The sequence below is a fragment of the Caballeronia sp. 11_S32 genome (genome assembly GCF_056930355.1).
In genome coordinates this window covers 2134002-2160225 of record NZ_JBXOWH010000003.1, presented here as the reverse complement: position 1 = coordinate 2160225, position 26224 = coordinate 2134002, and the positions used below count along the sequence as shown (strand labels likewise).

21 protein-coding genes are annotated in these 26224 nt (G+C 64.6%); 19 read left to right on the top strand and 2 right to left on the bottom strand.

Annotated features, from left to right (window positions below; genetic code table 11):
• Positions 1 to 28: 28 nt before the first annotated feature.
• From hflK to AC1Z32_RS21685, 7 genes are all read left to right on the top strand, one after another.
• A complete protein-coding gene (gene hflK, locus AC1Z32_RS21715; RefSeq protein WP_483480515.1) occupies positions 29 to 1411 on the top strand; it encodes an FtsH protease activity modulator HflK in 1383 nt (460 codons plus the stop codon).
• 11 nt (positions 1412 to 1422) lie between these two features.
• Positions 1423 to 2325 (top strand): protease modulator HflC, encoded by a 903-nt coding sequence (gene hflC, locus AC1Z32_RS21710; RefSeq protein ID WP_483480514.1) that lies wholly within the window; start codon positions 1423 to 1425, stop codon positions 2323 to 2325.
• A gap of 54 nt (positions 2326 to 2379) precedes the next feature.
• Positions 2380 to 2571 (top strand): DUF2065 domain-containing protein, encoded by a 192-nt coding sequence (locus AC1Z32_RS21705; RefSeq protein WP_061163725.1) that lies wholly within the window; start codon positions 2380 to 2382, stop codon positions 2569 to 2571.
• Between the two features lie 122 nt (positions 2572 to 2693).
• Entirely contained in the window at positions 2694 to 3845 is a 1152-nt protein-coding gene (locus AC1Z32_RS21700; RefSeq protein ID WP_483480513.1) for an ATP phosphoribosyltransferase regulatory subunit, read from the top strand.
• Positions 3846 to 3997: 152 nt separating this feature from the next.
• Entirely contained in the window at positions 3998 to 5344 is a 1347-nt protein-coding gene (locus AC1Z32_RS21695; RefSeq protein WP_483480512.1) for an adenylosuccinate synthase, read from the top strand.
• A gap of 110 nt (positions 5345 to 5454) precedes the next feature.
• On the top strand, positions 5455 to 6015 hold the full coding sequence (locus AC1Z32_RS21690; protein ID WP_008349397.1) for a phosphoribosyltransferase: 561 nt from the start codon (positions 5455 to 5457) through the stop codon (positions 6013 to 6015).
• Positions 6016 to 6281: 266 nt separating this feature from the next.
• Positions 6282 to 8174: a potassium transporter Kup gene (locus AC1Z32_RS21685; protein ID WP_483480511.1), complete on the top strand. Its 1893-nt coding sequence runs from the start codon at positions 6282 to 6284 to the stop codon at positions 8172 to 8174.
• Between the two features lie 76 nt (positions 8175 to 8250).
• Here the strand turns inward: AC1Z32_RS21685 and AC1Z32_RS21680 are convergent, their stop codons facing one another.
• The gene (locus AC1Z32_RS21680; RefSeq protein ID WP_483480510.1) at positions 8251 to 10584 is read right to left on the bottom strand and encodes a Tex family protein; all 2334 of its coding nucleotides are present in this window, start codon (positions 10582 to 10584) and stop codon (positions 8251 to 8253) included.
• A gap of 253 nt (positions 10585 to 10837) precedes the next feature.
• Here AC1Z32_RS21680 and AC1Z32_RS21675 point away from each other — a divergent pair, with 253 nt between their 5' ends.
• The 3 genes from AC1Z32_RS21675 (at position 10838) to yoaA (ending at position 14228) form a co-directional block, all read left to right on the top strand.
• Positions 10838 to 11638 (top strand): colicin transporter, encoded by an 801-nt coding sequence (locus tag AC1Z32_RS21675; RefSeq protein WP_483480509.1) that lies wholly within the window; start codon positions 10838 to 10840, stop codon positions 11636 to 11638.
• A gap of 91 nt (positions 11639 to 11729) precedes the next feature.
• A complete protein-coding gene (locus AC1Z32_RS21670) occupies positions 11730 to 11915 on the top strand; it encodes a DUF465 domain-containing protein (RefSeq protein ID WP_061120338.1) in 186 nt (61 codons plus the stop codon).
• A gap of 84 nt (positions 11916 to 11999) precedes the next feature.
• Positions 12000 to 14228 carry a DNA repair helicase YoaA gene (gene yoaA, locus AC1Z32_RS21665; protein ID WP_483480508.1) on the top strand — a complete coding sequence of 743 codons (2229 nt, stop codon included), beginning with the start codon at positions 12000 to 12002 and terminating at the stop codon, positions 14226 to 14228.
• A gap of 63 nt (positions 14229 to 14291) precedes the next feature.
• Here yoaA and AC1Z32_RS21660 read toward each other — a convergent pair whose 3' ends face one another.
• The gene (locus tag AC1Z32_RS21660; RefSeq protein WP_483480507.1) at positions 14292 to 15125 is read right to left on the bottom strand and encodes an outer membrane protein assembly factor BamD; all 834 of its coding nucleotides are present in this window, start codon (positions 15123 to 15125) and stop codon (positions 14292 to 14294) included.
• Between the two features lie 180 nt (positions 15126 to 15305).
• Here AC1Z32_RS21660 and AC1Z32_RS21655 point away from each other — a divergent pair, with 180 nt between their 5' ends.
• The 9 genes from AC1Z32_RS21655 (at position 15306) to bktB (ending at position 26219) form a co-directional block, all read left to right on the top strand.
• A complete protein-coding gene (locus AC1Z32_RS21655; protein WP_483480506.1) occupies positions 15306 to 16469 on the top strand; it encodes an RluA family pseudouridine synthase in 1164 nt (387 codons plus the stop codon).
• Complete coding sequence (pgeF, locus tag AC1Z32_RS21650; protein WP_483480505.1) at positions 16466 to 17302, top strand: peptidoglycan editing factor PgeF; 837 nt, start codon at positions 16466 to 16468, stop codon at positions 17300 to 17302. Before AC1Z32_RS21655 ends, pgeF begins: the two co-directional genes overlap by 4 nt.
• A 319-nt stretch (positions 17303 to 17621) precedes the next feature.
• Positions 17622 to 19640: a class I poly(R)-hydroxyalkanoic acid synthase gene (gene phaC / locus AC1Z32_RS21645; RefSeq protein WP_483480504.1), complete on the top strand. Its 2019-nt coding sequence runs from the start codon at positions 17622 to 17624 to the stop codon at positions 19638 to 19640.
• A gap of 77 nt (positions 19641 to 19717) precedes the next feature.
• Entirely contained in the window at positions 19718 to 20899 is a 1182-nt protein-coding gene (locus AC1Z32_RS21640) for an acetyl-CoA C-acetyltransferase (RefSeq protein ID WP_483480503.1), read from the top strand.
• A gap of 74 nt (positions 20900 to 20973) precedes the next feature.
• Positions 20974 to 21714, top strand: a complete 741-nt coding sequence (locus tag AC1Z32_RS21635; protein ID WP_062610801.1) for a 3-ketoacyl-ACP reductase — start codon at positions 20974 to 20976, stop codon at positions 21712 to 21714.
• Between the two features lie 157 nt (positions 21715 to 21871).
• Complete coding sequence (phaR, locus tag AC1Z32_RS21630) at positions 21872 to 22447, top strand: polyhydroxyalkanoate synthesis repressor PhaR (protein WP_483480502.1); 576 nt, start codon at positions 21872 to 21874, stop codon at positions 22445 to 22447.
• Between the two features lie 215 nt (positions 22448 to 22662).
• On the top strand, positions 22663 to 24054 hold the full coding sequence (gene rimO, locus AC1Z32_RS21625) for a 30S ribosomal protein S12 methylthiotransferase RimO (protein ID WP_483480501.1): 1392 nt from the start codon (positions 22663 to 22665) through the stop codon (positions 24052 to 24054).
• Positions 24055 to 24058: 4 nt separating this feature from the next.
• On the top strand, positions 24059 to 24982 hold the full coding sequence (locus tag AC1Z32_RS21620) for a sugar kinase (protein WP_483480500.1): 924 nt from the start codon (positions 24059 to 24061) through the stop codon (positions 24980 to 24982).
• 52 nt (positions 24983 to 25034) lie between these two features.
• Positions 25035 to 26219 carry a beta-ketothiolase BktB gene (gene bktB, locus AC1Z32_RS21615; protein ID WP_483480499.1) on the top strand — a complete coding sequence of 395 codons (1185 nt, stop codon included), beginning with the start codon at positions 25035 to 25037 and terminating at the stop codon, positions 26217 to 26219.
• Positions 26220 to 26224 lie beyond the last annotated feature (5 nt).

Below are 26224 nucleotides of genomic sequence, written 5' to 3'. Positions count from 1 at the left end.
ATCCGGCTGTCTAATGGTGAATCACCGAGTGAACGACTACAAAGAGCGGACTAACCGGCAAGCTGAGCATGCCGTCTTTTCGATCAACGATCCGCGCTGGGGGCGGGGCGACGGCAATGGCGTGAAGAACGACACGAAGCGTCCTCAAGATGGCAAGCGCCCGAACGGCAAGGACGAAGGTCCGCCCGATCTCGACGAGATGTGGCGCGAGTTCAACCGCCGCATCGCCGGCGTGTTCGGCCGCAAGCCCGGCAACGGCGGCGGCGGCGCGCCGCGCGAGAACGGCCGTGGCACGAAAATCGGCGTCGGCATCGTCATTGGCGTGTTGATCGCCATCTATCTCGGCAGCGGCGTGTTCGTCGTGCAGGACGGGCATGTCGGCGTCGTGTCGCAGTTCGGCAAGTATCGTCAGACCGTGTCGCAAGGCATTCACTGGCGCCTGCCGTATCCGTTCCAGTCGAGCGAGATCGTCGATACGTCGCAGATTCGCTCCGTCGAAGTGGGGCGCGGCACCGCGCTCTCGCAAGGCAACGTGCGCGACGCGTCGCTCCTGACGAACGAAGCCGACATTCTCGATGTGCGCTTCGCTGTGCAATATCAGATCAAGTCGCCCACCGATTTCCTGTTCCGCAGCGTGAACGCTGACGACAGCGTTACGCAGGCCGCGCAAGCGGCGATCCGCGAGATCGCGGGCGGGCTCTCGACGGACGATCTGCTCTACAAGGATCGCGAAGCGCTGCGCTCGCGCCTGATGGAGTCGATCCAGCGTTCGCTCGATACCTATCGCACCGGTCTGCAGGTGACGGGCGTCGCGGTGCAGAGCGTGCAGGTGCCGCAGCAGGTCCAGTCCGCATTCGAGGAAGCGGCCCGGGTGCGTCAGGACAACGAGCGCGCACGCGACACCGCTCAGGCGTATGCGGATCAGTTGCTGCCGCGCGCGAAGGCGGACGCGGCCAAGCTGATCGACGAGGCGAGGGCGTACAGCAATCGCGAGGTCACGCAGGCACAAGGCGACGCCGAGCGTTTCAAAGAGGTGTACGCCGAATACTCGAAGGCGCCCGCGGTCATCCGTCAACGCATGTACCTGGATACGATGCAGCAGATCTACTCGCGCACCACGAAGGTGTTCGTGGACAGCAAGGCCGGCAGCAACGTGGTGTATCTGCCGCTCGACAAGCTCGTCGAAGCCAATCGCCAGCAGGCGAAGGAGTCGGCGGAAGGCGCGAGCGGCGCGGCCGCAGCGGCCCCGGCCGAAGCGCCGCAGGCGCGCGCGCAGGGCACCGCGGGCGCATCGGCGCCGGTGGCGGCACCGGCCAGCGCGGCAAGCGGCGCGAGTGCGAATGCCGGCGGCGATCCGCTGCGCTCGCGCGATGCGTTCCGCTCCCGCAGCCGTCAAGACGATCTGCAATAAGGAGCGCGAACATGAATCGAATCATCGCGCTCATCGTCGCCGTCGTCATCGTGCTGTTCGTCGGTTCATCGATGATCTTCACCGTCGACGAACGACATGCCGCCATCGTCGCCGCGCATGGCGAAGGCAATCCGCGTCTCGAAGGCGCCGGTCTGCACTTCAAGCTGCCGCCGCCGTTCCAGACGCTCACGCTCATCGACACGCGCACGCTCACGATCGACGAATCCGGCGCCGACCGCTTCTCGACCGCGGACAAGAACGAAGTGCTCGTGAACACGGTGGTCAAGTATCGCGTCGCCGATCCGCTGAAGCTCTTCGAGAGCAACGAGAAGAACACGCAGACGGCCGAAGAGCGCGTCATCGCGCTCGCGCGCACGGCGCTCGCAAGCGGCTTCGCGAAGCGCCCGCTCACCGACGCGCTCGCGAGTCAGCAGGCGCTCGAAACCGAGGCGCAGAAGAGCGTGGAAGGCGCGGCCGCCGCGTTCGGCGTGCAGCTCGTCGATTTGCAGATGACGCGCATCGACTTTCCGTCGACGGTGGCGGACTCGGTCTACAAGCGCATGATCGCGGCGCGCCAGCAGGCGGCGGCGAACGAGCGCGCGAAGGGCACGGCGGAAGCGGACAAGATCAAGGCCGATGCGGAGCGCACGCAGCAGGCGATCATCGCGGATGCCTACAGCCAGGCGCAGTCGATCAAGGGCGAAGGAGACAGCAAGGCGGCGGCCATAGCGGCCGACGCTTACGGGCGCGATCCGCAGTTCTACCAGTTCTATCAGAGCCTCGAAGCGTATAAGAAGACGTTCAAGCCGGGCGACGTGATCGTCGTCGACCCGAGCAGCGATTTCTTCCGCTTCATGAAAAGCCCGACGGGCGGCGCGGCGGATACGTCGGCGCCCGCGACGGCGAAGCGCTGATTCCCGCCCGCGCCGCGCGCCGGACCTTGCCGGTCGCGCGGCACTCAAACTCCCTTGGACATGGCCGAGACGTTACTGCTCGCTCTTGCGTTGATGCTGATCATCGAAGGCATGTTTCCCTTCGTTTTTCCGACCGCGTGGCGCGACACCTTTCGCCGCATCGCGGAGCGGCCGATTCACCACATCCGCATCGGCGGGCTCGTCGCGATGGTGCTCGGCCTCATCCTGCTGCTGATCGCGACATGAGCATCATCCGGCAGCCCGCCGCCATTTCGCCTATCTTGTCCTTATTCTTTCGTCCCTGACCGTTCAAGTCCGCGAGCGCCGCGTCCAAGCGCCATGACTCGCGTCCCGTAGGAAACGTATCGATGTCCACCTGGTTACTTCCCGAGAATATCGCCGACGTCTTGCCGTCGGAAGCCCGCAAGATCGAAGAGCTGCGCCGCCGCCTGCTCGACCGTTTCCGTTCGTACGGTTACGAGCTCGTGATGCCGCCGATGCTCGAGTATCTCGAATCGCTCCTGACGAGCGGCGGGAGCGACCTCGATCTGCGCACCTTCAAGCTCGTCGATCAGTTGTCCGGGCGCACGCTCGGCCTGCGCGCGGACATCACGCCACAGGTCTCGCGCATCGACGCGCATTTGCTGAACCGTCAGGGCGTGACACGGCTGTGCTATGCGGGCGTCGTGCTGCACACGCGTCCGCGCGGGCTGCATGCGACGCGCGAGCAGATCCAGATCGGCGCTGAAATCTACGGTCACGCAGGGCTCGAAGCGGATCTCGAGATCCAGCAATTGATGCTCGATTCGCTGCATCTCGCCGGTCTGACGAAAGTGCGTCTCGATCTGTGCCACGCGGGCGTGCTCGCCGCGCTGCTGGAACTGGAGCCGGCCGCGGCGTCGCTCGGCGAGGCGCTCTACGACGCCCTCGCGACCAAGGACGTGCCGCGCCTGCACGAGTTGACCGCGCATCTCGGCCAAGTGCCGCGCGAGGCGCTGCGCGCGCTGCCGTCGCTCTACGGCGATGCATCGGTGCTGCAGATCGCGCGCGGCCGTCTGCCGAATCTCCCGGTGATCGCGCGCGCACTCGACGATCTCGCGTTCCTCGCGGGCCAGGTCGAAGGCGCGGAGCTGATGATCGACCTCGCGGACCTGCGCGGCTATGCGTATCACAGCGGCGTGATGTTCTCGGCTTATGTCGATGGCGTGCCGAATGCGGTCGCGCGCGGCGGCCGCTACGACGATGTCGGGCTCGCGTACGGCCGTGCGCGGCCCGCGACGGGCTTCTCGCTCGATCTGCGCGAAGTGGCGCGCATTTCGCCCGTCGATGCGCGCGGCAGCGCGATCCTCGCGCCGTGGAAGCACGACGAACCGCTGCGCGCGGCGATTTTCGCGTTGCGCGACGCGGGCGAAGTGGTGATCCAGGCGCTGCCCGGCCACGAACACGATCTGGACGAGTTCGCGTTCGACCGCGTGCTCGTCGAGCGCGACGGAAAGTGGGCGGTCGAGCCGCGCGCCTGAGCGGCTCGAATACAATCGCTTGATCGGCAAGGACTTTTTGTTAGAACTTGCCAATCGGGCGAGCGTGACGAAATCGCGAAACGCGTCCCGAAAAACTCGGAACCTTCCGCGAACATAGGTAAAATACGTTTTTAACCAGCTAACGAATCAACATGTCTGCCAGTGCAGTGAATGTGAACCCCGGGCGCAACGTCGTCGTGGTGGGCACCCAGTGGGGTGATGAGGGCAAGGGCAAGATCGTCGACTGGCTGACGGACCACGCCCAGGGCGTCGTGCGCTTCCAGGGCGGTCACAATGCCGGCCATACGCTCATCATCGGCGGCAAGAAAACCATTCTGCGCCTCATTCCTTCGGGCATCATGCGCGCGGGCACGGCCTGCTATATCGGCAATGGCGTCGTGTTGTCGCCGGAAGCGCTCTTCAAGGAAATCGACGAACTCGAAGCCGCGGGCATCGACGTTCAAAAGCGGCTGTTCATTTCCGAAGCCGCCACGCTCGTTCTTCCGTACCACGTCGCCATCGACCAGGCGCGCGAAGCCAAGCGCGGCGCCGGCAAGATCGGCACGACCGGGCGCGGCATCGGCCCGGCGTACGAAGACAAGGTGGCCCGTCGCGGCCTGCGCGTTCAGGATCTCTTCGATCGTGCGGTGTTCGAAGAACGCCTGCGCGAAGCGCTCGATTTCCACAACTTCGTGCTGACGCAGTATCTCGGCGCGAAGGCCGTCGACTTTCAGGAAACGCTCGACACGATGCTCGGCTACGCCGACCGTCTCGCGCCGATGGTCACGGATGTCTCCCGCCGTCTCTATGACGAAAACCACGCCGGCCACAACCTGCTGTTCGAAGGCGCGCAAGGCACGCTGCTCGATATCGATCACGGCACGTATCCGTTCGTCACGTCGAGCAACTGCGTCGCGGGCGCGGCGACGGCGGGCGCGGGCATCGGGCCGCAGCGCCTGAACTACATCCTCGGCATCACGAAGGCGTATTGCACGCGCGTTGGTTCGGGTCCGTTCCCGAGCGAGCTGTATGACGCCGACAATCCGCAACGTCAGGAGAAGGTCGGCCTGGATCTCGCGACCGTGGGCAAGGAATTCGGTTCGGTCACGGGCCGTCCGCGCCGCACCGGCTGGCTCGATGCCGCGGCGCTGCGCCGCTCGATCCAGATCAACGGCATTTCGGGCCTGTGCATGACCAAGCTCGACGTGCTCGACGGCCTCGACGAAGTGAAGCTCTGCACGGGCTACACGCTCGACGGCAAGCTGGTCGATATCCTGCCGCGCGGCGCATCGGAAGTGGCGCGTTGCGAGCCGGTGTACGAGACCTTCGGCGGCTGGAAGGAAAGCACCATCGGCATCACGCAATGGGATGGCCTGCCGGAGAACGCGCGCAAGTACCTGACGCGCGTGCAGGAAGTGGCGGGCGTGCCGATCGACATGGTGTCGACCGGCCCCGACCGCGACGAAACCATCCTGCTTCGCCATCCGTTCAAGGTCTGAGCTCGAACGAGCACTGAACCTGAACCGGACGCTGTAAAGAATGTGGCCGCCTATTGTCAGATACGCGGCCACATTTCGTATATAACCTAAGCATTTGAAAGAGCCTCACCATGATCGCGATGACGGACCCGCGTAACGACGACAAGAACCTCTGGGTCGGCTGGGATGAATATCACCGCCTGATCGAACTGCTCGCGCTGAAGGTGCACGAGTCGGGCTGGAAGTTCGACAAGATCCTGTGTCTCGCGCGCGGCGGGCTGCGCGTGGGCGACCAGCTCTCGCGCATCTACGATCTGCCGCTCGCGATCCTCGCGACCAGCTCGTACCGCGAAGCGGCGGGCACGGAGCAGGGCGATCTCGACATCGCGCAATACATCACGATGACGCGCGGCGATCTCTCCGGCAACGTGCTGCTGGTCGACGATCTCGTCGATTCGGGCGTCACGCTCGCGCGCGTGCAGGAGCATCTGAAGGAACGGTATCCGGCGATCACGGCGGTGCGCTCGGCCGTGCTCTGGTACAAGGCGTGCTCCAAGGTCAAGCCCGACTACCACGTTCAGCATCTTGAAACGAACCCGTGGATTCATCAGCCGTTCGAGGAGTGGGACACGGTGCGCCCGCACAACCTCGGCGCGTGGATCAAGCGAGGCACGCAAAACGGACGCGGATGATTCGCGGCGCCTGATCGTTTCGCATGACAAACGCCGTTCGCCTGGCACGAAGCCGGGCGCAACGGCGTTTTTTTCGTTTGTGGGATCGGCCGACGACGCGTCCCGATCGCGCCGGGCGCGCCCGCCGACGCATGCGGAACGCGATGCTAAACTCTCACTCGCGTCTCTCGTGGCGTTCGAGCAACACGCGAGAAGGCGCCACAGCGTGCGACGTTAGATAGAATGGCGTTCGTTTTTCTTCCGCCCTGGACGGATATCCCGCTTTTATGACTAACACGACTCACGCGCACGAGCATAAACAGCCCCTGTCCTCGCTAGCGCTTGCGGCCATCGGCGTCGTATTCGGCGACATCGGCACGAGTCCTCTCTATTCATTGAAGGAAGCCTTTAGCCCGTCCCACGGCATTGGCTTGTCCGAGGCGTCGATTCTCGGCGTCATCTCCTTGCTCTTCTGGGCGATCGTCATGGTGGTCGCCGTCAAGTACGTGCTCTTCGTCATGCGCGCCGACAACAACGGCGAAGGCGGCGTGTTCGCGATGACCACGCTCGCGTTGCGCAGCGTGAAGGAAGGGGGCAAGGTCTCGGGCGTGCTGATGATGCTCGGCATCTTCGGCGCCTGCATGTTCTATGGCGATGCGGTCATCACGCCCGCGATGTCGGTCATTTCCGCGGTCGAAGGTCTCGAACTCGCCGCGCCGACGCTCTCGCCCTACGTGATCCCGATCACGATCGTCATCCTGATCGCGCTCTTCTGGATTCAGCGTCACGGCACGGCGGTGGTCGGCAAGCTCTTCGGCCCGATCATGCTCGTGTGGTTCGTGACGCTCGCGGTGCTCGGCGGCGCGCATATCGTGATGGAGCCGCGCATCATCGCCGCGCTCAATCCGTACTACGCGATCTCCTTCATGGCGCAGCACGTATTGCAGGCCTATATCGTGCTCGGCTCCGTGGTGCTCGTGCTGACCGGCGCCGAGGCGCTGTACGCGGACATGGGCCACTTCGGCGCGAAGCCGATTCGCTACGGCTGGTATGGTCTCGTGATGCCGTCGCTGCTGCTGAACTATTTCGGGCAGGGCGCGCTGCTGATGCACTCGCCGAAGGCCATCGAAAGCCCGTTCTTTCTGCTCGCGCCCGACTGGGCCTTGCTGCCGCTCGTGATTCTGTCGACGGTCGCGACCGTGATCGCATCGCAGGCGGTCATTTCCGGCGCGTATTCGCTGACGAGCCAGGCTATTCAACTCGGCTACGTGCCGCGCATGAAGATTCTGCATACGTCGGAGCTTGCGATCGGGCAGATCTATATTCCGCTCGTCAACTGGATGCTGCTCTTCATCATCTTGTGCATCGTCATCGGCTTCAAGAGCTCGGAGAATCTCGCGGCTGCGTACGGTCTCGCCGTCACCGCGACGATGCTCACGACCACCATTCTCGTGTCGGTCGTGATGGTGAATCTGTGGGGCTGGAACCGCTTTCTCGTCGGCGGGATGATCGCCGTGTTTCTGATGATCGACATCGGCTTCTTCGGCGCGAGCCTGCTCAAGATCGAGCAGGGCGGCTGGTTGCCGTTGTGCATCGGCGGGGCGCTCTTCTTCCTGCTGATGACGTGGTACAAGGGCCGCATGATCGTGAAGGACCGCACGGCCGCCGACGGTATCCCGCTGATGCCGTTCCTCCAGGGATTGCTCGCGCATCCGCCGCATCGCGTGTCGGGCACGGCGATCTATCTCACCGGCAGCGATTCGCTCGTGCCCGTGAGTCTCTTGCACAACCTGAAACACAACAAGGTGCTGCACGAGCGCACCATTTTCCTGAACTTCAAGACGCGCGACATTCCCTATGTGGACGATGCGCACCGTCTCGAAGTGAAGGATATTGGCGGCGGGCTTTTCCTCGTGAAGGCGGCTTACGGCTTCAACGAGACGCCGGACGTGAAGGCCGTGCTCGAGCAGATCACGCGCACGCACGCGATGACCTTCGAGCTGATGGACACGTCGTTCTTCATGGCCCGCGAGACCGTGGTGCCGACGGAACTGCCGGGCATGTCGGTGTGGCGCGAGCGCGTGTTCGCGTGGATGCATCAGAATGCCGCGAAGCCGACGGATTTCTTCAGTATTCCCGCGAATCGGGTGGTCGAGCTGGGGACGAAGATCGAGATCTGACGCCTCATCGTCCGGAAGCGCAAAAAGAAAACCCCACGTCGCAAAACGTGGGGTTTTTTGTTGGCAGCTTAAGCGGTCAGCGTTTCAGCTTTGCGAACGCCGCGGCCATCGCGCCCGCCGGTTCCGGCTCGCGGCGCTGTTGAGGACGCTGGCCCGAACGACGATCCTGCGAACCGCGCGATTGCGGCGCGCCCGCGTTGCCGCCCGCCGACGCCGGCGCGAGGTCATCGTCGAGGCGCATCGTCAGAGAAATGCGCTGGCGCTTCACATCGGTCTCCAGCACCTTCACCTTGACGACCTGACCGGCCTTCACGACTTCGTGCGGGTCCTTGATGAATTTCGTCGACAGCGCCGAGACGTGCATGAGGCCGTCCTGATGCACGCCGATATCGACGAACGCGCCGAACGCCGCGACGTTCGTGACCACGCCTTCGAGGATCATGCCCGGCACGAGATCCGAAATCTTCTCGATGCCTTCCTTGAACGTCGCGGTCTTGAACTCTGGGCGCGGATCGCGGCCGGGCTTTTCGAGCTCGGTGAGGATGTCGCGCACGGTCGGCAGGCCGAAGCGGTCATCGACGAATTCAGTGGGCGAAAGGCCCGTGAGCGCTTCGCGCTTGCCGAGCACATCGCCGATATGCTTTTTGATTTTCGCGAGAATGCGCTCGACGACCGGATACGCCTCCGGGTGCACCGACGAGCGATCCAGCGGATTTTCGCCATTGTTGATGCGCAGGAAGCCCGCCGCCTGCTCAAAGGTTTTATCGCCGAGACGCGGCACCTTCTTCAGATGCTCGCGCGACGGGAACGGGCCGTTCGCATCGCGGAATTCGACGATATTGCGCGCGAGCGTCGCGTTCAAACCTGACACGCGCGCGAGCAGGGCGACGGACGCCGTGTTCGCATCGACGCCCACCGCGTTCACGCAGTCCTCGACGACCGCATCGAGCGAGCGTGCGAGTTCGCGCTGATTCACGTCGTGCTGATACTGGCCCACGCCGATCGCCTTCGGTTCGATCTTGACGAGCTCGGCGAGCGGATCCTGCAGACGCCGCGCGATAGACACCGCGCCGCGCAGCGACACATCCAGTTCCGGAAATTCCTTCGCGGCGAGTTCGGATGCGGAATACACCGACGCGCCCGCTTCCGACACGACGATCTTCTGCAGCTTCAGATCCGGATGCTTCGCGATGAGCTCGCTCGCGAGCTTGTCGGTTTCGCGCGATGCGGTGCCGTTGCCGATCGACACGAGTTCGGCCTGCGTCGCGTGCGCGATGCGTGCGAGCTTCGCGAGGGAGCCGTCCCAGTCGCGGCGCGGCTCGTGCGGGTAGATGGTGTCGGTGGCAAGCAGCTTGCCGGTGCGGTCGACGACCGCGACCTTCACGCCGGTGCGCAGGCCCGGATCGAGACCGATCACGGCCTTCGGGCCGGCAGGCGCGGCGAGCAGCAAGTCCTTCAGATTGCGCGCGAACACGCGAATCGCTTCGTGCTCGGCTTCCTCGCGCAACTGCGTGAGCAATTCCGTTTCGATATGCGGCTGCACCTTCACGCGCCAGCACCAGCGGCACACGTCGGAGAGCCATTTGTCCGCGGCGCGGCCGCGATTCGCGATGCCGAAGTGCTGCGCGATCATCGCTTCGCACGGGTGCGGAATCTGCGCGTCGAGCTCTTCGCCGAGACCGAGCTTGACGCTCAGAACGCCCGCATTGCGCCCACGGAACAGCGCGAGCGCGCGATGCGACGGCACCGTGCGGATCGTTTCGCTGTAGTCGTAGTAATCGCGGAATTTCTCGCCTTCCTCGCTTTCCTTGCCGTCCACCACGCTCGATATCACGAGACCCTGGCTGAACAGATGCTCGCGCAGCTTGCCGAGGACTTCGGCCGTTTCGCCGAACTGCTCGGAGAGGATGTCGCGCGCGCCGTCGAGCGCGGCTTTCGTATCGGCGACGCCTTTTTCGGCATCGACGAACTTCGCCGCTTCGGCTTGCGGGTCGAGTGTGGGGTCGGCGAGCAGCGCCTGCGCGAGCGGCTCGAGACCGGCTTCGCGGGCGATCTGGGCGCGCGTGCGGCGCTTGGGCTTGTACGGCAGATAGAGGTCTTCGAGCACCTGCTTGCTGTCCGCGCCTTCGATGGCGCCGCGCAGTTCGTCGGTGAGCTTGCCTTGCTCGTCGATGCTTTGCAGGATCGCGGCGCGGCGGTCTTCTAGCTCGCGCAGATAGAGCAGGCGCTCTTCGAGCGTGCGCAGCTGCGTATCGTCGAGGTTGCCGGTGACTTCCTTGCGATACCGGGCGATGAACGGGACAGTCGAGCCTTCGTCGAGAAGCTGCACGGCGGCCGCGACCTGGCGCGGCTGCACGGTGAGTTCAGTGGCGATGCGCTGTACGATCTTGAGTGCTACGGTTTCCGTCATGGTTCTGCGCTGTCTGCGGCTCGCGGGCGAGATCCGCGTCGCGTGCGCGAGGCTCGTGTGAGCGCGGCGCGGCGAGCGGGTGGACACGTGGCGAGCCGGGTTCGGACCGGGTTGCTGAAGCCGGGCATTTTGCCATAAATGGCGGAGCGCTCCGGCGCGCGGTGATAGAATTTCGGCATCGCACAAGCCGCTTCGCATCTGATTCTTTATCACGTTGCCGTCCATCCATTTGCCCAACTTCCGCCTTTCAAACGTGCCGGCTGCAGCGGCGCTCTCGCTGCTGTGCGCATTTGCGCCGCAGCATGCGCTCGCGCAATCCGCCAAGCCCGTCGATCCCGGCACGTCCGTGAGCACGCGAGCGCTCGACGCCGCGGCGCCGGCGGGTCCGCAGGCTGCGCAAAGCGCCGATGACGCGCTGAAAGCCGGTTTCGCGGAACGCCAGAAAGTGCTGGACCGGCGCACGGAGGAGAACAACTATCGCTATGGCGTGAAGCAGCACGACTGTTATAGCAAGTTCTTCGTCAATCATTGCCTCGACAACGCGCGCAACGAGATGCGCGAGACGCGTCAGCAGATCCGCCAGGAACAACTCGCGCTCGACGACGAGCAGCGCGCCGAACGGGCGAAAGAGCGCGATCAGCAGAAGGCGCTCAAGCAGGCTCAGTACGACGCGGAAGCGCCACAGCGCGCGGCGAACGAGAAGGCGAGCCAGCAGTCCTTCGAGGACAAGCAGCGCCAGAACGCGGCCGCCGCCGCGCAGCGCAGCGCCGAGGCGCCGCAACGCGCAGCCAACCAGGCGGCGTACGATCGCAAGCAGGCGGATTACCAGAAGAAGCTCGACGAGTCGCGCGCGCGCGGCGTGCAGGAAGCGCAGGAACGCGAGGACAAGGCGCAGCGCTTCGAGCAGAAGCAGCAGGAAGCCGCCCAGCATCGCGCGGAAGTCGAGGCACGTCAGAAGGAAGCCGCGAAGAAGGCGCAGGAAAAGGCGCAGCAGCAGGAGCAGGAGCGCCAGGAGCAACTGAAACTGCAGCAGCAACAGCAGCAAGGTAAGTAGGGCTTGCCGCGCAAGCCCGGGCAGCCCCGAGCAAAGAGGATGAAAGGAGGCGAACATGCAGCAGCGCTTGAACGCACCCCGACAACCCGCCATGGATGCCGCTGTGCTTCGCGATCGCATCGCGCAGTTGCAGGAAGAGCATCACAGTCTGGACACGCTGATCGACAAGATGTCCGGCACCGACGACCTGGAGCTGAGGCGCCTGAAAAAGCGCAAGCTCAAGGTGAAGGACACCATTCTCCTGCTGCAATTGCAGCTGGACTCGGACGCGCACTGAACGCCGCGCGCCGGCCGCGGGCTCGTGCTGGCGGAGGCGCCTCGCGTGCGCGGCCGCGCCGAAACCCGCAGGATTTAGCACGCCTTGAACTCATCCGCACAACCCAGTGACGACGCCAACGCGCCGCTCGCGTTGACCGACAAGCGCGGCGTCGAACTCGACGCCATCTTCTCCGCGCAAGGGCTGCTCGCGCGCGCGATCGACGGCTATCGGCCGCGCGCATCGCAGATCGAAATGGCCCGCTCGGTCGCCGCCGCGATGGAAGCATCCGGCCGCGCAATGCCCGAGCCCGCGATGTTCGAAGCGCAGCGCCGCCCCGCGCGCAAGCTCGGCCCCTCCGACAAACCGTACACGCCAGACGAGCAGCCGGCCGACGATATCGGCATCGCGACGGCGAAGGCGGCCATCGACGGCGGCGAGAACACGCTTATCGTCGAGGCAGGCACGGGCACCGGCAAGACCTATGCGTATCTCGTCCCCGCGATGCTGTGGGGCGGCAAGGTCATCGTGTCCACGGGCACGAAGCATCTGCAGGACCAGCTTTTTCAGCGCGACATTCCCACGGTGCGCGATGCGCTCGCCGTGCCGGTATCGGTCGCGATGCTGAAGGGCCGCGCGAACTACCTGTGTCATTACTACCTCGAGCGCACCGCCGACAACGGCCGCCTGCCGACGCGCCAGGACACGTCGCATCTGCAGGAGATCATCCGTTTCGCGAAGATCACGCGCACCGGCGACAAGGCCGAGCTCGCGAGCGTGCCGGAGAACTCGCCCGTCTGGCCAATGGTCACGTCCACGCGCGACAACTGTCTTGGCCAGGAATGCCCGCACTACAAAGAATGCTTCGTTATGCAGGCGCGCAAGGAGGCGCAGCAGGCGGACATCGTCGTGGTGAATCACCATCTGTTCTTCGCCGACGTGATGTTGCGCGACACCGGCATGGCCGAGTTGTTGCCGACGGCAAACACCATCATCTTCGACGAAGCGCATCAGCTGCCCGAAACGGCGACGCTCTTTTTCGGCGAGACGCTTTCGACCACCCAGTTGCTCGAACTCGCGCGCGATACGGTCGCCGAAGGTCTTTCGCACGCGCGCGACGCCGCCGACTGGACCAAGCTCGGCGCGGCGCTGGAGCGTGCGGCGCGCGACGTGCGGCTCGCGTTCAAGGAAGATTCGGTGCGGCTGTCGCTCGGGCAGTTGCCGGACGGACATCCGCTCTTCGAGGCGCTCGACACCCTCGAAACGCATCTTTCGGCGCTCGCTTCGGCGCTGTCGGCGCATGGCGAGCGGGCGGAATCGCTGCAGGCGCTGGTTCGCCGCGCGCGCGAGCTGCAGGATCTGCTCGCCGGCTGGACCACGCCGCCGACCTCGCTGGAACGCGCCGTGGTCGCGGACGAAGACACCGCGAAAGAAGCCGCGAAGGAAGAGCCGAACGAGATGGTGCGCTGGATCGAAGTGTTCTCGCACACCGTTCAGTTGCACGAGACGCCGCTGTCCGTCGCGCCGATCTTCGCGAAGCAGCGCTCGGGCGTGCCGCGCGCGTGGATCTTCACGTCGGCGACGCTTTCGGTGCGCGGCGACTTCACGCACTACGCCGCGCAGATGGGTCTGAACGCACGCCGTTCGATGACCTTGCCGAGCCCGTTCGATTACCCGTCGCAGGGCTTGCTCTACGTGCCGCGCAATCTGCCGCAGCCTTCGTCGCCGCAATTCACCGATGCCGTCTTCGAAGCGGCGTTGCCGGTGATCGAAGCGGCGGGCGGCGGCGTGTTCGTGCTGTGCACGACATTGCGCGCGGTGGATCGCATCGCCAATCGCCTGCGCGATGTGATCGAGCGGCGCGGCTGGGACAATCCGCTGCTCGTGCAGGGCGATGCGAGCCGCACCGAGCTGCTCGACCGCTTCCGCGCCTACGGCAACGCGATTCTCGTGGGCAGCCAAAGTTTCTGGGAAGGCGTCGATGTGCGTGGAGATGCATTGTCGCTCGTCGTCATCGACAAGCTGCCGTTCGCGCCGCCCGATGATCCCGTGCTCGCTGCGCGCCTCGACGCGCTGACAAAGAAAGGTCTGAGCCCGTTCGCCGTGCATCAGTTGCCGCAGGCGGTCATCACGCTCAAGCAGGGCGCGGGGCGTCTGATTCGCGCGGAGAGGGATCGCGGCGTGCTGATGATCTGCGACACGCGCCTCGTCGACAAGCCTTACGGCCGGCGCATCTGGCAAAGTCTGCCGCCGTTCAAGCGCACGCGCGAGCTCGACGTGGTGCGCGAATTTTTCAGCGATGCCGCGAAGTGGAAAACGGAACTGGCCGAATAACGGTCGGATTCCTAAGTTTGCGTGGATGCAAAAAAATGGCCGGTTATGAACCGGCCATTTTTCTTACCAGATCTGATACCACGGCTTCTCAGTGCCCGCGCGGCGCTTGCCGGTGACATACGGGCTGTCCGGGAACGTCGCGGCGAGCACACGCTTGGTGTCGTCGGCGAGTTGCGGCTGACCGAGCTTCTCGTACGAGAGCATCATGATGTGCAGCGCGTCTTCCGTCGCCGGCGCGTTCTTGTACTCGCGAATCGCGAGTTGTGCGCGATTGATCGCCGCCACATACGCGCCGCGCCGATAGTAGTAATCCGCCGCGTGGACTTCGTGCGAAGCGAGCGCGTTCACGATATAGCGCATGCGCTGCGCGGCGTCGGGCGCGTACTTGCTCTGCGGATACTTGTCGACGACGACCTTGAACGCGTCATAGGACTCGCGCAGCGATTTCGGATCGCGCTCGCTCATGTCCTGACCGGAGAAGCGGCCGAAGAGGCCGAGGTCGTCGTTGAAGTGGATCATGCCCTTGAGATAGTACGCGTAGGAAATCTCGGGGTGATCCGGGTGCAGCTTGATGAAGCGGTCGATGGCCTGGTCGGCGTTGGCGGTTTCGCCATCCTTCCAGTTGCAGTACGCGACGTTGATCTGCGCCTGCTGCGCGAAGTGGCCGAACGGGTCGCGGCCCTCGAGCGCTTCGAAATATTTCGCGCACTTGCCCCAGTCGCTGCCGGATAGCGCGTCCTGAGCCTCCGTATATAATTTGTTGTTATTCCACGTTGCCGTTTCGTCGGTCTTCTCGGGAAGGCCGTGACAGGCCGTTACGATGGCGACGCTCGCGGCCAGCGCCAGATACTTGATCGATTGACGCATCGAGTGATGAATGGTGTTGAAGGCTCGCATCAGTGCTTGCTGTTCCTGGCTGATTCTCGCTGTTCTAGCTGTGTTTCCGGCGCGGCTCACGATTGTTGCCGCCTGAGTTTCGTGCGACGCGTTTCGCGCAACGTGACAGTGAAACGCTGCCCGTAAAGCTGGCCGGCTACGTGGTGCTTCCAGGGCGTTTGCCCGCCGAATCTCGTTGAAATGACCCGCTCAAGTACTCGTCGTACCAAAGACCAACCTGAAGATTATAGCCCATGCGCCACCCGCGACGACTCAGCTTCCGCCGATTCGACCGGCGGCGCGGGCCGCGAAGCGCCACGTGAGGCGCGCGTGCCCGACGGGCTCGCGGGCGACCGGCTCGACAAGGTTCTCGCCAAAATCTTCCCCGAGTTCTCCCGCAGCCGCATGCAGAGCTGGATCGAGGAAGGACGCGTGCTCGTCGACGGCGCGCTCGCGAAAATCCGCCAGCCCGTTCCGCTCGGCGCGACCATCACGCTCGTGCCGGACCTCTTGCCGGAGCAGCTCGCGTTCACGCCGGAACCGGTGCCGCTGCATATCGTGTATGAGGACGATGCGCTCGTCGTCATCAACAAGCCCGCGGGCATGGTCGTGCATCCGGCCGCGGGCAACTGGAGCGGCACGCTGCTCAACGGCCTCCTGCATCGTTACGGCGATGCCGCCGCCGGCCTGCCGCGCGCGGGCATCGTGCATCGGCTGGACAAGGAGACGTCCGGGCTGATGGTCGTCGCGCGCACGCTCGAGGCGCAGACCGACCTCGTGCGCCAGTTGCAGGCGCGCACGGTCAAGCGCCGCTACGTCGCGTTCGTGTGGGGCAACATGCCCGACGAAGGCACCATAGACGCCCCGATCGGCCGCGATCCGCGGGAGCGCACGCGCATGGCGGTGGTCAAGACCGCATCGGGAAAGGCGGCGCGCACGCATTTTCGGACCGTTGACCGCACGACGTGGCACGGTCAGCCGGTGAGCGCCATCCACTGCGATCTGGAAACGGGCCGCACGCACCAGATTCGCGTGCATTGCGCGCATATCCAGCATCCGCTGCTGGGCGATCCGGTGTACGGGCACGCGCGTGGCAAGCGTTCGGTGAAGCCGCTGCCCGACGGCTTCGCGCGTCAGGCGCTGCACGCGTGGCGGCTCGGCCTGATTCATCCCGCGACGGGCAAGGAAGTGCATTGGCGCGCGGACGTTCCCGAAGATATCGCGACGCTCTCCGCCGCGCTCGGGTTCGGACAGGATGAGGAAGTCGAATTCGACGAAGACGAGGACTTCGCGGAAGTCTACGAAATGGGCGAGGGCGAAGAAGCCGAGTGGGACGACGAAGATTACGAGGACGACGAAGCATGACGAGCGACGCTGGCGAACTGCAATCGAAGGACTGTCTCTGGCCGCAATGGAAGGTGTCTCCGCGCGTGCGGGCATTCGTTACGACGCGCGCGGGCGGCGTGAGCGACGCGCCGTACGACGGCGGTGCGCCCGGCGCGGGCGGGCTCAATCTCGGCTTCTCCTCGGGCGACGCGCCGGAAGCAGTGAAGGAGAACCGCCGCCGCGCGCTCGCGTTGGCGGGTTCGCGCAGTGCCGCGTGGCTCGAACAGATTCACGGCGCGCAAATCGAGGACGCGCACGCCGTGATCGAACGCCTCGCGCAGGGCGAGCGCACGCGCGCCGACGCGAGCGTGACGGATCGCGCGGGCGTCGTCTGCGTCGTGATGACGGCCGATTGCCTGCCCGTGCTCTTCTGCGACGACCACGGCCGCGCGGTAGGCGCCGCGCACGCGGGCTGGCGCGGTCTCGCGGGCGGCATCATCGAGAAGACGGGCGAGCGCGTGGCGACGCTCGCGGGCGTGCCGGCATCGAGCCTCAATGCGTTTCTCGGTCCGGCGATCGGGCCGGACGCGTTCGAAGTGGGCGAGGACGTGCTCGATGCCTTCGTCGCGGCGGCGCCGGCCGCTCACCGCGATGAGACGAAAAGGGCGTTCAGGCATGTGGGCGGCGCGCCCGCCAAATACTTCGCCGATATCTACGCGCTCGCGCGCCTGCGTCTCGCGGATCTCGGCGTCGATACCGCGCGCATCCACGGCGGCACGCACTGCACGGTCACGGAAAGCGCGCGTTTTTATTCCTATCGGCGCGACCGGGTGACGGGACGCATGGCCGCGATGATCTGGCTCGCGGACTGACCGCCGTCAGCAGTGTTGGTGTCCATCCAACTATCGTTCGTTGCCTATGACGAAACCCCCAATATGAAGGCAATATTTCATGGGGGAAAACGATAATTAAAAAAATATCGCACTGCGGCAAAATCGGGACGAAGCATTGACATGCCTGACATCCTAGAGCAAGAATGTTCCTGGAATTCATTCAATCGGGCACGGCGTAGCAAGGCTCATACTTGCCACGCGCATAAGGCGCACCAACACTTGCGCGCTGGTGAAGGAAAGCCCGGCGATGCCTGCGTTAGCAAACAAGTCTTGCGAGACTCTCAGGTCAATAGCGGGTATGGCTTCCAAATCTACTTCCTCATCTTCCCGCTCCAGTACCGCCGACAGCACTTCGGCTCAGGCTTCGCCTGCCGATACGACTGGCGTACAGCAAGCGTTCGATCAATGGCTGAACGCGTGGCGCACCGTTGCGGATCCCGCGCAATGGTCGAATCTCACTCAACAGACGAATACCGCGAATGATGCGTCCGGCGCCGCCGCGTCGCCGTTCGCCGTATTCGGCGCATTGGCCAATGGATTTCCCAACGGCTTTCCGTCCGCATTCCCGACGGCGTTTCCGACGCTCGGCGCAATGCCACAGATGCCCGACTTCACGACGATGAACGGCATGGCGGAGTTCGCGAAGCTCGCGAGCAGCATGCCGGGCTTCGGCGCGGCGATGCAGGGCTTGCCCACGCTGCCGAAGATTCCGACCGCCGCGATTCCGCCCGAGCGCCTCCATGAACTGCAAAGCAACTATTCGCGCGATGCGTCCGAGTTGCTCACGCAGGCGAGCGCGCAGAGCATCGATCCGTCGGCGCTGAAGGACCGGCGCTTCACCGATACCGCGTGGCAGTCGACGCCCGCCTACGCGTTCACGGCGGCGTGGTATCTGCTGAACGCGCGCTATCTGCAGGAACTCGCGGACGCGGTCCAGAGCGATCCGAAGACGCGCGAGCGCATCCGGTTCACCGTGCAGCAATGGGCGGCTGCGGCCTCGCCGAGCAATTATTTCGCGCTCAATCCCGATGCGCAGAAGGCGCTCATCGAAAGCAAGGGCGAGAGCCTGCGCCAGGGCATGCTGAATCTGCTGAACGACATGCAGCGCGGCAAGATTTCGCAGTCGGACGAGTCGCGCTTTTTCGTCGGCAAGAACATCGCGTCGACGGAAGGCTCGGTTGTGTACGAGAACGAGCTCGTGCAGCTGATCCAGTACAAGCCGCTCGCGCCGAAGGTCTATGCGCGGCCGCTGCTGATCGTGCCGCCGTGCATCAACAAGTACTACATCCTCGACCTGTCGCCGGAAAGCTCGCTCGTGCGCTATGCGCTGGAGCAGGGCCAGCAGGTGTTCATCCTGTCGTGGCGCAACGCGGATCAGTCGATCGCGCACAAGTCGTGGGACGACTACGTCGAACAGGGCGTGCTCGAGACGATCGGCGTCGTGCAGGAGATCAGCGGCGAGGACAAGATCAACACGCTCGGCTTCTGCATCGGCGGGACGATTCTCGCGACGGCGCTCGCGGTGGCGGCGGCGCGCGGCGATGAGCCGGCCGCATCGATGACGCTGCTCACCTCCATGCTCGACTTCTCCGACACCGGCGTGCTCGACGTGTTCGTCGACGAGGCGCACGTGCAGATGCGCGAGCAGGCGATCGGCGGCAAGGGCGGCGCGCCCGCCGGGCTCATGCGCGGCGTCGAGTTCGCGAACACGTTCTCGTATCTGCGCCCGAACGATCTGGTGTGGAACTACGTCGTCGACAACTATCTCAAGGGCCGCACGCCGCAAGCGTTCGATCTGCTGTTCTGGAACAGCGATTCGACGAACCTGCCCGGCCCGATGTGCGTCTGGTATCTGCGCAACACGTATCTCGAGAACAAGCTGAAGAACCCGAATGCGCTGACCGTGTGCGGCGAGTCGATCGACCTGTCGCGCCTCACGCTGCCGACCTTCATCTACGGCTCGCGCGAAGACCATATCGTGCCGTGGAAATCGGCGTATGCGTCGGCGCCCGTTCTGAGCGGCCCGCAGAAGTTCGTGCTCGGCGCGTCCGGCCACATCGCGGGCGTGATCAATCCGCCGTCGAAGAACAAGCGCAGCTTCTGGATGATCGACAGCGACGACGAGCGTCTGCCCGAGAACCCCGATGCGTGGTTCGACGCGGCGGCCGAGCATCCGGGAAGCTGGTGGCCGGCCTGGTCGAACTGGCTTGCGGAGAACGCGGGCGAGCAGGTCAAGCCGCGTGCGGCGCAAGGTTCGAAGACGTACCCGGTGATCGAGGCCGCGCCTGGCCGTTACGTATTGGAACGCGACTTCTGAGCGGCGTGTGACCGTGCGCCAGAGCGCATGGAGCCAGTTGGAAGCGCATTAACATTCGATACCAAAAGGAAACTGAAATGACTGACGTAGTGATCGTATCGGCCGCGCGTACGGCGGTAGGCAAGTTCGGCGGTTCGCTCGCGAAGATCGCGGCGCCGGAACTGGGCGCGACGGTGATCAAGGCCGTGCTGGAGCGCGCGGGCGTGAAGCCGGACCAGGTGAGCGAAGTGATCATGGGCCAGGTGCTCGCGGCAGGCTCGGGCCAGAACCCGGCGCGCCAGTCGCTGATCAAGGCCGGCCTGCCCGACATGGTGCCGGGCATGACGATCAACAAGGTCTGCGGCTCGGGCCTGAAGGCGGTGATGCTGGCCGCGAACGCGATCATCGCGGGCGACGCGGAGATCGTGGTGGCGGGCGGTCAGGAAAACATGAGCGCGGCGCCGCACGTGCTGCCGGGCTCGCGCGACGGCTTCCGCATGGGCGATGCCAAGCTGATCGACACGATGATCGTCGACGGCCTGTGGGACGTCTATAACAACTATCACATGGGCACGACGGCGGAGAACGTCGCGAAGGAATTCGGCATCACGCGCGAGCAGCAGGATGCGTTCGCGGCGCTGTCGCAGAACAAGGCGGAAGCCGCGCAGAAGGCCGGGCGCTTCAACGACGAAATCGTGCCGATCGCGATTCCGCAACGCAAGGGCGAGCCGCTGCAGTTCAACACCGACGAGTTCGTGCGTCACGGCGTCACCGCCGACGCGCTCGCGGGCCTGAAGCCGGCGTTCTCGAAGGAAGGCACGGTGACGGCGGCGAACGCATCGGGCCTCAATGACGGCGCGGCCGCGGTCGTGGTGATGTCGGCGAAGAAGGCTGAAGCGCTCGGCTTGACGCCGCTTGCGCGCATCAAGGCGTACGCCAACGCGGGCGTCGATCCGAAGGTCATGGGCATGGGCCCGGTGCCGGCATCGAAGCGCTGTCTGGAGCGCGCGGGCTGGAGCGTGAACGATCTGGACCTGATGGAAATCAACGAGGCGTTCGCGGCGCAGGCGCTCGCGGTGCACAAGCAGATGGGCTGGGACCAGTCGAAGATCAACGTGAACGGCGGCGCAATCGCGATCGGTCACCCGATCGGCGCGTCGGGCTGCCGGATTCTTGTCACGCTGCTGCACGAAATGCAGAAGCGCGATGCGAAGAAGGGTCTGGCGTCGCTGTGCATCGGCGGCGGGATGGGTGTCGCGCTGGCGGTCGAACGTCTGTAAATCACTGGCGGGATAGGGAAGGGCCGGCGGGCGGCAAGGAGATCACCGTCCGCATAACGAAAATGGAGTGAGGAATGACGAAGCGCATAGCGTATGTAACCGGCGGGATGGGTGGCATCGGAACCAGCATCTGCCAGCGTCTGCTCAAGGATGGCTTCACGGTCGTCGCGGGCTGCGGTCCGAACTCGCCGCGCCGGGTGAAGTGGCTCGAAGACCAGAAGGCGCTCGGCTTCGACTTCGTCGCCTCGGAAGGCAACGTCGGCGACTGGGAATCGACCAAGAACGCGTTCGACAAGGTCAAGGCCGAAGTCGGCGAGATCGACATCCTCGTGAACAACGCCGGCATCACGCGCGATGTCGTGTTCCGCAAGATGACGCACGAAGACTGGACCGCGGTCATCGACACGAACCTGACGAGCCTCTTCAACGTGACGAAGCAGGTGATCGACGGCATGGTCGAGCGCGGCTTTGGCCGCATCATCAACATTTCGTCGGTGAACGGTCAGAAGGGGCAGTTCGGCCAGACCAACTACTCGACCGCGAAGGCGGGCATTCACGGCTTCACGATGGCGCTCGCGCAGGAAGTGGCCACCAAGGGCGTGACGGTCAACACCGTGTCGCCGGGCTATATCGGCACGGACATGGTGAAGGCGATCCGTCCGGAAGTGCTGGAGAAGATCGTCGCGACCATTCCGGTGCGGCGTCTCGGCACGCCGGATGAGATCGGCTCGATCTGCGCGTGGCTCGCGTCCGAGGAGTCCGGTTTCGCGACCGGCGCGGACTTCTCGCTGAACGGCGGCTTGCATATGGGCTGACGGGCGGCGGCTTCCCGCGACGCTTCCGGGCGCGCGCGGGAAGCCGCCACTCGCCGGATTCATCAACGATGCGGCGAACATGCAGCAGCGCTTTTTTGCGACAACGCAAGACCTGCTTGCTGCCATCGCAGTAAAGTTTTGCGTTTAAAGGCGTTAAATGACCACCACTACTACTACAAAGAAACCCGCCGAACGACTCATCAAAAAATATCCAAACCGTCGGCTGTATGACACGGAAACGAGCACCTACATCACGTTGTCGGATGTGAAGCAGCTCGTGCTCGATCAGGAAGACTTCAAGGTCCTCGACGCGAAGAGCAACGACGATCTCACGCGCAGCATCCTTTTGCAGATCATTCTCGAGGAAGAGAGCGGCGGCCTGCCGATGTTCTCGTCGGTGATGCTTTCGCAGATCATCCGCTTCTACGGCCACGCGATGCAGGGCATGATGGGCACGTACCTGGAGAAGAATATCCAGGCGTTCATCGACATCCAGCAGAAGCTGAGCGAGCAGAGCAAGGGCATCTACGACGGCAACGGGCTCAATCCGGAAGTCTGGTCGCAGTTCATGAACATGCAGGCGCCGATGATGCAGGGCATGATGACGAGCTACATCGAGCAGTCGAAGAACATGTTCGTGCAGATGCAGGAGCAGATGCAGTCGCAGGCGAAGTCGATGTTCAACACGTTCCCGTTTCAGCCGCCTACGCCTTCGTCGACGGAAAAGAAGTAATCGATGTCATGGGCGCGTTCGGGCGTCGGGGCGCTGCGGGCCTCAGCGTGAGGGGGCGCGCGGCATGTTGGCTGGCGTGACACGCGGGCGACGGCTCGCGCGGTTCTGGTTTCACTCGCAGGGGCGCGGCCAAATCGCCCTCTCAGCGCTCCGGGGTAAAATAGTGGATTCGCCTTGCCGATCTCGCGAGGCGCCCACAACATCGCACCGTCCCCGTGAAAAATTCTTTGGATTCAACCGCCAAGACGACTCCCGCGCCGAAAATCGGCATGGTTTCGCTTGGCTGCCCGAAAGCGCTCGTCGATTCCGAGCAGATCATGACCCAACTCCGTGCCGAAGGTTACGAAATCTCCGGCACCTATGACGGCGCGGACCTCGTCGTCGTGAATACCTGCGGCTTCATCGACGAAGCCGTGCAGGAAAGCCTCGACGCCATCGGCGAGGCATTGAGCGAGAACGGCAAGGTCATCGTCACCGGCTGCCTCGGCGCGAAAAAGAGCGCGAGCGGGACGGGCCTCATCGAAGAGGTGCATCCGAAAGTGCTCGCCGTCACCGGCCCGCACGCCACCAACGAAGTGATGAACGCGGTGCACACGCATCTGCCGAAGCCGCACGATCCGTTCACCGATCTCGTGCCGCCCGCCGGCATCAAGCTCACGCCGCGTCACTATGCGTATCTGAAGATTTCGGAAGGCTGCAATCATCGCTGCACGTTCTGCATCATTCCGTCGATGCGCGGCGATCTCGTGTCGCGCCCCGTCGCCGAAGTCATGCTCGAAGCGGAAAATCTCTTCAAGTCCGGCGTGAAGGAACTGCTCGTGATCTCGCAGGACACGAGCGCGTACGGCGTCGACGTGAAATACCGCACGGGCTTCTGGAACGGCAAGCCGCTCAAGACGCGCATGACCGATCTCGTCGGCGCGCTCGGCGAGCTCGCCTCGCAATACGGCGCGTGGGTGCGCCTGCATTACGTCTACCCGTATCCGAGCGTCGACGAAGTCATCCCGATGATGGCCGAAGGCCCGCTGCGCGGCCACGTGCTGCCGTATCTCGACGTGCCGTTCCAGCACGCGCATCCCGAGGTGCTGAAGCGCATGAAGCGTCCGGCCAACGCCGAGAAGGTGCTCGAGCGCGTGAAGACGTGGCGTGAGATCTGCCCGGATCTGACGATCCGCAGCACGTTCATCGCGGGCTTTCCCGGCGAGACGGAAGAGCAGTTCCAGACGCTGCTCGATTTCCTGAAGGAAGCGGATCTGGATCGCGTCGGCTGCTTCGCGTACTCGCCGGTGGAAGGCGCGAGCGCGAACGAGCTCGACGGCGCCTTGCCCGACGAAGTGCGCGAGGAGCGCCGCGCGCGCTTCATGGAGCTCGCGGAAGAGCTCTCGGCGAAGCGCATGAAGAAGAAGGTCGGCAAGACGCTGAAGGTGCTCGTCGACGAAGTGAGCACGGACGGCGGCATCGGCCGCACGGCGGCGGATGCGCCGGAAATCGACGGCGTCGTGTACATCGCGCCGGCGACGAAGGCATCGAAGCGCTACAAGGCCGGCGACTTCGTGTCGGTGAAGATCACCGGCGCCGATGGCCACGATCTCTGGGGCGAGGTCTGAGCACATGTCAGCGATGCCGCACGTTCTCGCGCTCGGCGAGGCCATGGTCGAGTTCAACCAGTCGACCCGCGATCAGCCGAACTATCTGCAAGGCTTCGGCGGCGACGTCTCCAACTTCCTGATCGCGGCGTCGCGGCAGGGCGCGTCGACGGGCTTCGTGTCCGCCGTCGGCAACGACCACTTCGGGCAACTGCTGCTCGATCTGTGGCGCGCGGAGAATGTCGATACCTCGACCGTGCGCGTCGATCACGATGCGCCCACGGGCGTCTATTTCGTGTCGCACGGCGAGAGCGGGCATCGCTTCGACTATCTGCGCGCGGGCTCCGCGGCGAGCCGCTACGCGCCGCCGCATCTGCCGCTCGATGCGATCGCCGCCGCGAAGGTCGTGCATCTGTCGGGCATCAGCCTCGCGATCGGCGTGTCTGCGTGCGATGCCGCGCTCGCCGCGATCGATCACGCGCGCACGCACGGCGTGAAGGTCAGCTTCGACACGAACCTACGCCTGAAGCTGTGGCCGCTCGCGCGCGCCCGCGCGGTGATGCTCGAGGCCATCCGCTCGACCGATATCTGCCTGCCGAGCTGGGACGACGTCACCTTGCTCACCGGCCACGAAGACAAGGACGCGATCGTCGATGCGCTCCTGACGCTCGGCCCGAAGGTCGTCGCGCTGAAGCTCGGCAAGGAAGGCGCGTATATCGCGACGCCCGACGAGCGGCGCGTGGTTCCCGGCCGCGTCGTGAAGGCGGTCGATGCCACCGGCGCGGGCGACTGCTTCGGCGGCGCGTTCATCGCGCGCATCGTCGCGGGCGACGACCCTTTCGAAGCCGCGCGTTACGCGAACGCCGCGGCGGCCTTGTCGACGCAAGGCTTCGGCGCCGTCGCGCCGATTCCGGACAAGGCGGCAGTCGAGCGCGCGCTCGCCGCGTAGCGCGGCGCGCCGGCCGGCACCCAACGAACACACAACCAGCGGAGACGACAACATGCAGCGAGAAGTGGTGGTGGTAAGCGGCGTGCGCACGGCAATCGGCGATTTTGGCGGCTCGCTCAAGGATTTCCCCCCGACCGATCTCGGTGCGCGCGTCGTGCGCGAGGCGCTGTCGCGCGCGAACGTCGCGGGCGATGAAGTCGGCCATGTCGTGTTCGGCAACGTCGTGCATACCGAGCCGCGCGACATGTATCTCGCGCGCGTCGCGGCGCTCGACGGCGGCGTGACGCAACACGCGCCCGCGCTCACGGTGAACCGGCTGTGCGGCTCGGGCTTGCAGGCGATCGTATCGGCGTCGCAGTCCATTCTGCTCGGCGATGCCGATGTCGCCATCGGCGGCGGCGCCGAGAGCATGAGCCGCGCGCCGTACATCATGCCCGCCGCGCGCTTCGGCCAGCGCATGGGCGATGCGCGCGTCATCGACATGATGGTCGGCGCGCTCAACGATCCGTTCGACAAGATCCACATGGGCGTGACCGCCGAAAACGTCGCGCAGAAGTTCGGCATCACGCGCGAAATGCAGGACGCGCTCGCGCTGGAATCGCATCGGCGCGCGGCGAAGGCCACGGAAGCCGGCTACTTCAAGGAGCAGATCCTGCCGATCACGCTCGCCTCGAAGAAGGGCGATACCGTGTTCGATCGCGACGAGCACGTGCGCATGAACGCGACCGCCGATGACTTCGGAAAGCTCAAGCCCGTGTTCGCGAAGGAAAACGGCACGGTGACGGCGGGCAACGCGTCCGGCATCAACGACGCGGCGGCGGCTGTTGTGCTCATGGAGCGTAGCGTCGCGGAAAAGCGCGGCGCGAAACCGCTCGCGCGCCTCGTCGCTTACGCGCATGCGGGCGTCGATCCGAAGATCATGGGCATCGGCCCGGTTCCGGCAACACAGAAAGTACTGGAGCGCGCGGGTCTGACCGTCGACGATCTCGACGTCATCGAAGCGAACGAAGCATTCGCCGCGCAAGCCTGCGCCGTGTCGCAGGAACTGAAGCTCGATCCCGCGAAGGTCAATCCGAACGGCTCGGGCATTTCGCTCGGGCATCCGATCGGCGCGACCGGCGCGCTCATCACCGTGAAGGCGCTGTACGAGCTGCAGCGCATCGGCGGGCGTTATGCGCTCGTGACGATGTGCATCGGCGGCGGGCAGGGCATTGCGGCGATTTTCGAGCGCATTTGAAGGAC

Bases quoted from the DNA above. Each gene is read 5' to 3' on its own strand.
- hflC (WP_483480514.1), top strand. From the start codon at position 1,423: ATGAATCGAATCATCGCGCTCATCGTCGCCGTCGTCATCGTGCTGTTC.
- AC1Z32_RS21700 (WP_483480513.1), top strand. From the start codon at position 2,694: ATGTCCACCTGGTTACTTCCCGAGAATATCGCCGACGTCTTGCCGTCG.
- AC1Z32_RS21695 (WP_483480512.1), top strand. From the start codon at position 3,998: ATGTCTGCCAGTGCAGTGAATGTGAACCCCGGGCGCAACGTCGTCGTG.
- AC1Z32_RS21690 (WP_008349397.1), top strand. From the start codon at position 5,455: ATGATCGCGATGACGGACCCGCGTAACGACGACAAGAACCTCTGGGTC.
- AC1Z32_RS21685 (WP_483480511.1), top strand. From the start codon at position 6,282: ATGACTAACACGACTCACGCGCACGAGCATAAACAGCCCCTGTCCTCG.
- AC1Z32_RS21680 (WP_483480510.1), bottom strand. From the start codon at position 10,584: ATGACGGAAACCGTAGCACTCAAGATCGTACAGCGCATCGCCACTGAA.
- AC1Z32_RS21670 (WP_061120338.1), top strand. From the start codon at position 11,730: ATGGATGCCGCTGTGCTTCGCGATCGCATCGCGCAGTTGCAGGAAGAG.
- AC1Z32_RS21660 (WP_483480507.1), bottom strand. From the start codon at position 15,125: ATGCGAGCCTTCAACACCATTCATCACTCGATGCGTCAATCGATCAAG.
- AC1Z32_RS21655 (WP_483480506.1), top strand. From the start codon at position 15,306: ATGACCCGCTCAAGTACTCGTCGTACCAAAGACCAACCTGAAGATTAT.
- pgeF (WP_483480505.1), top strand. From the start codon at position 16,466: ATGACGAGCGACGCTGGCGAACTGCAATCGAAGGACTGTCTCTGGCCG.
- phaC (WP_483480504.1), top strand. From the start codon at position 17,622: ATGGCTTCCAAATCTACTTCCTCATCTTCCCGCTCCAGTACCGCCGAC.
- AC1Z32_RS21640 (WP_483480503.1), top strand. From the start codon at position 19,718: ATGACTGACGTAGTGATCGTATCGGCCGCGCGTACGGCGGTAGGCAAG.
- AC1Z32_RS21635 (WP_062610801.1), top strand. From the start codon at position 20,974: ATGACGAAGCGCATAGCGTATGTAACCGGCGGGATGGGTGGCATCGGA.
- phaR (WP_483480502.1), top strand. From the start codon at position 21,872: ATGACCACCACTACTACTACAAAGAAACCCGCCGAACGACTCATCAAA.
- AC1Z32_RS21620 (WP_483480500.1), top strand. From the start codon at position 24,059: ATGTCAGCGATGCCGCACGTTCTCGCGCTCGGCGAGGCCATGGTCGAG.
- bktB (WP_483480499.1), top strand. From the start codon at position 25,035: ATGCAGCGAGAAGTGGTGGTGGTAAGCGGCGTGCGCACGGCAATCGGC.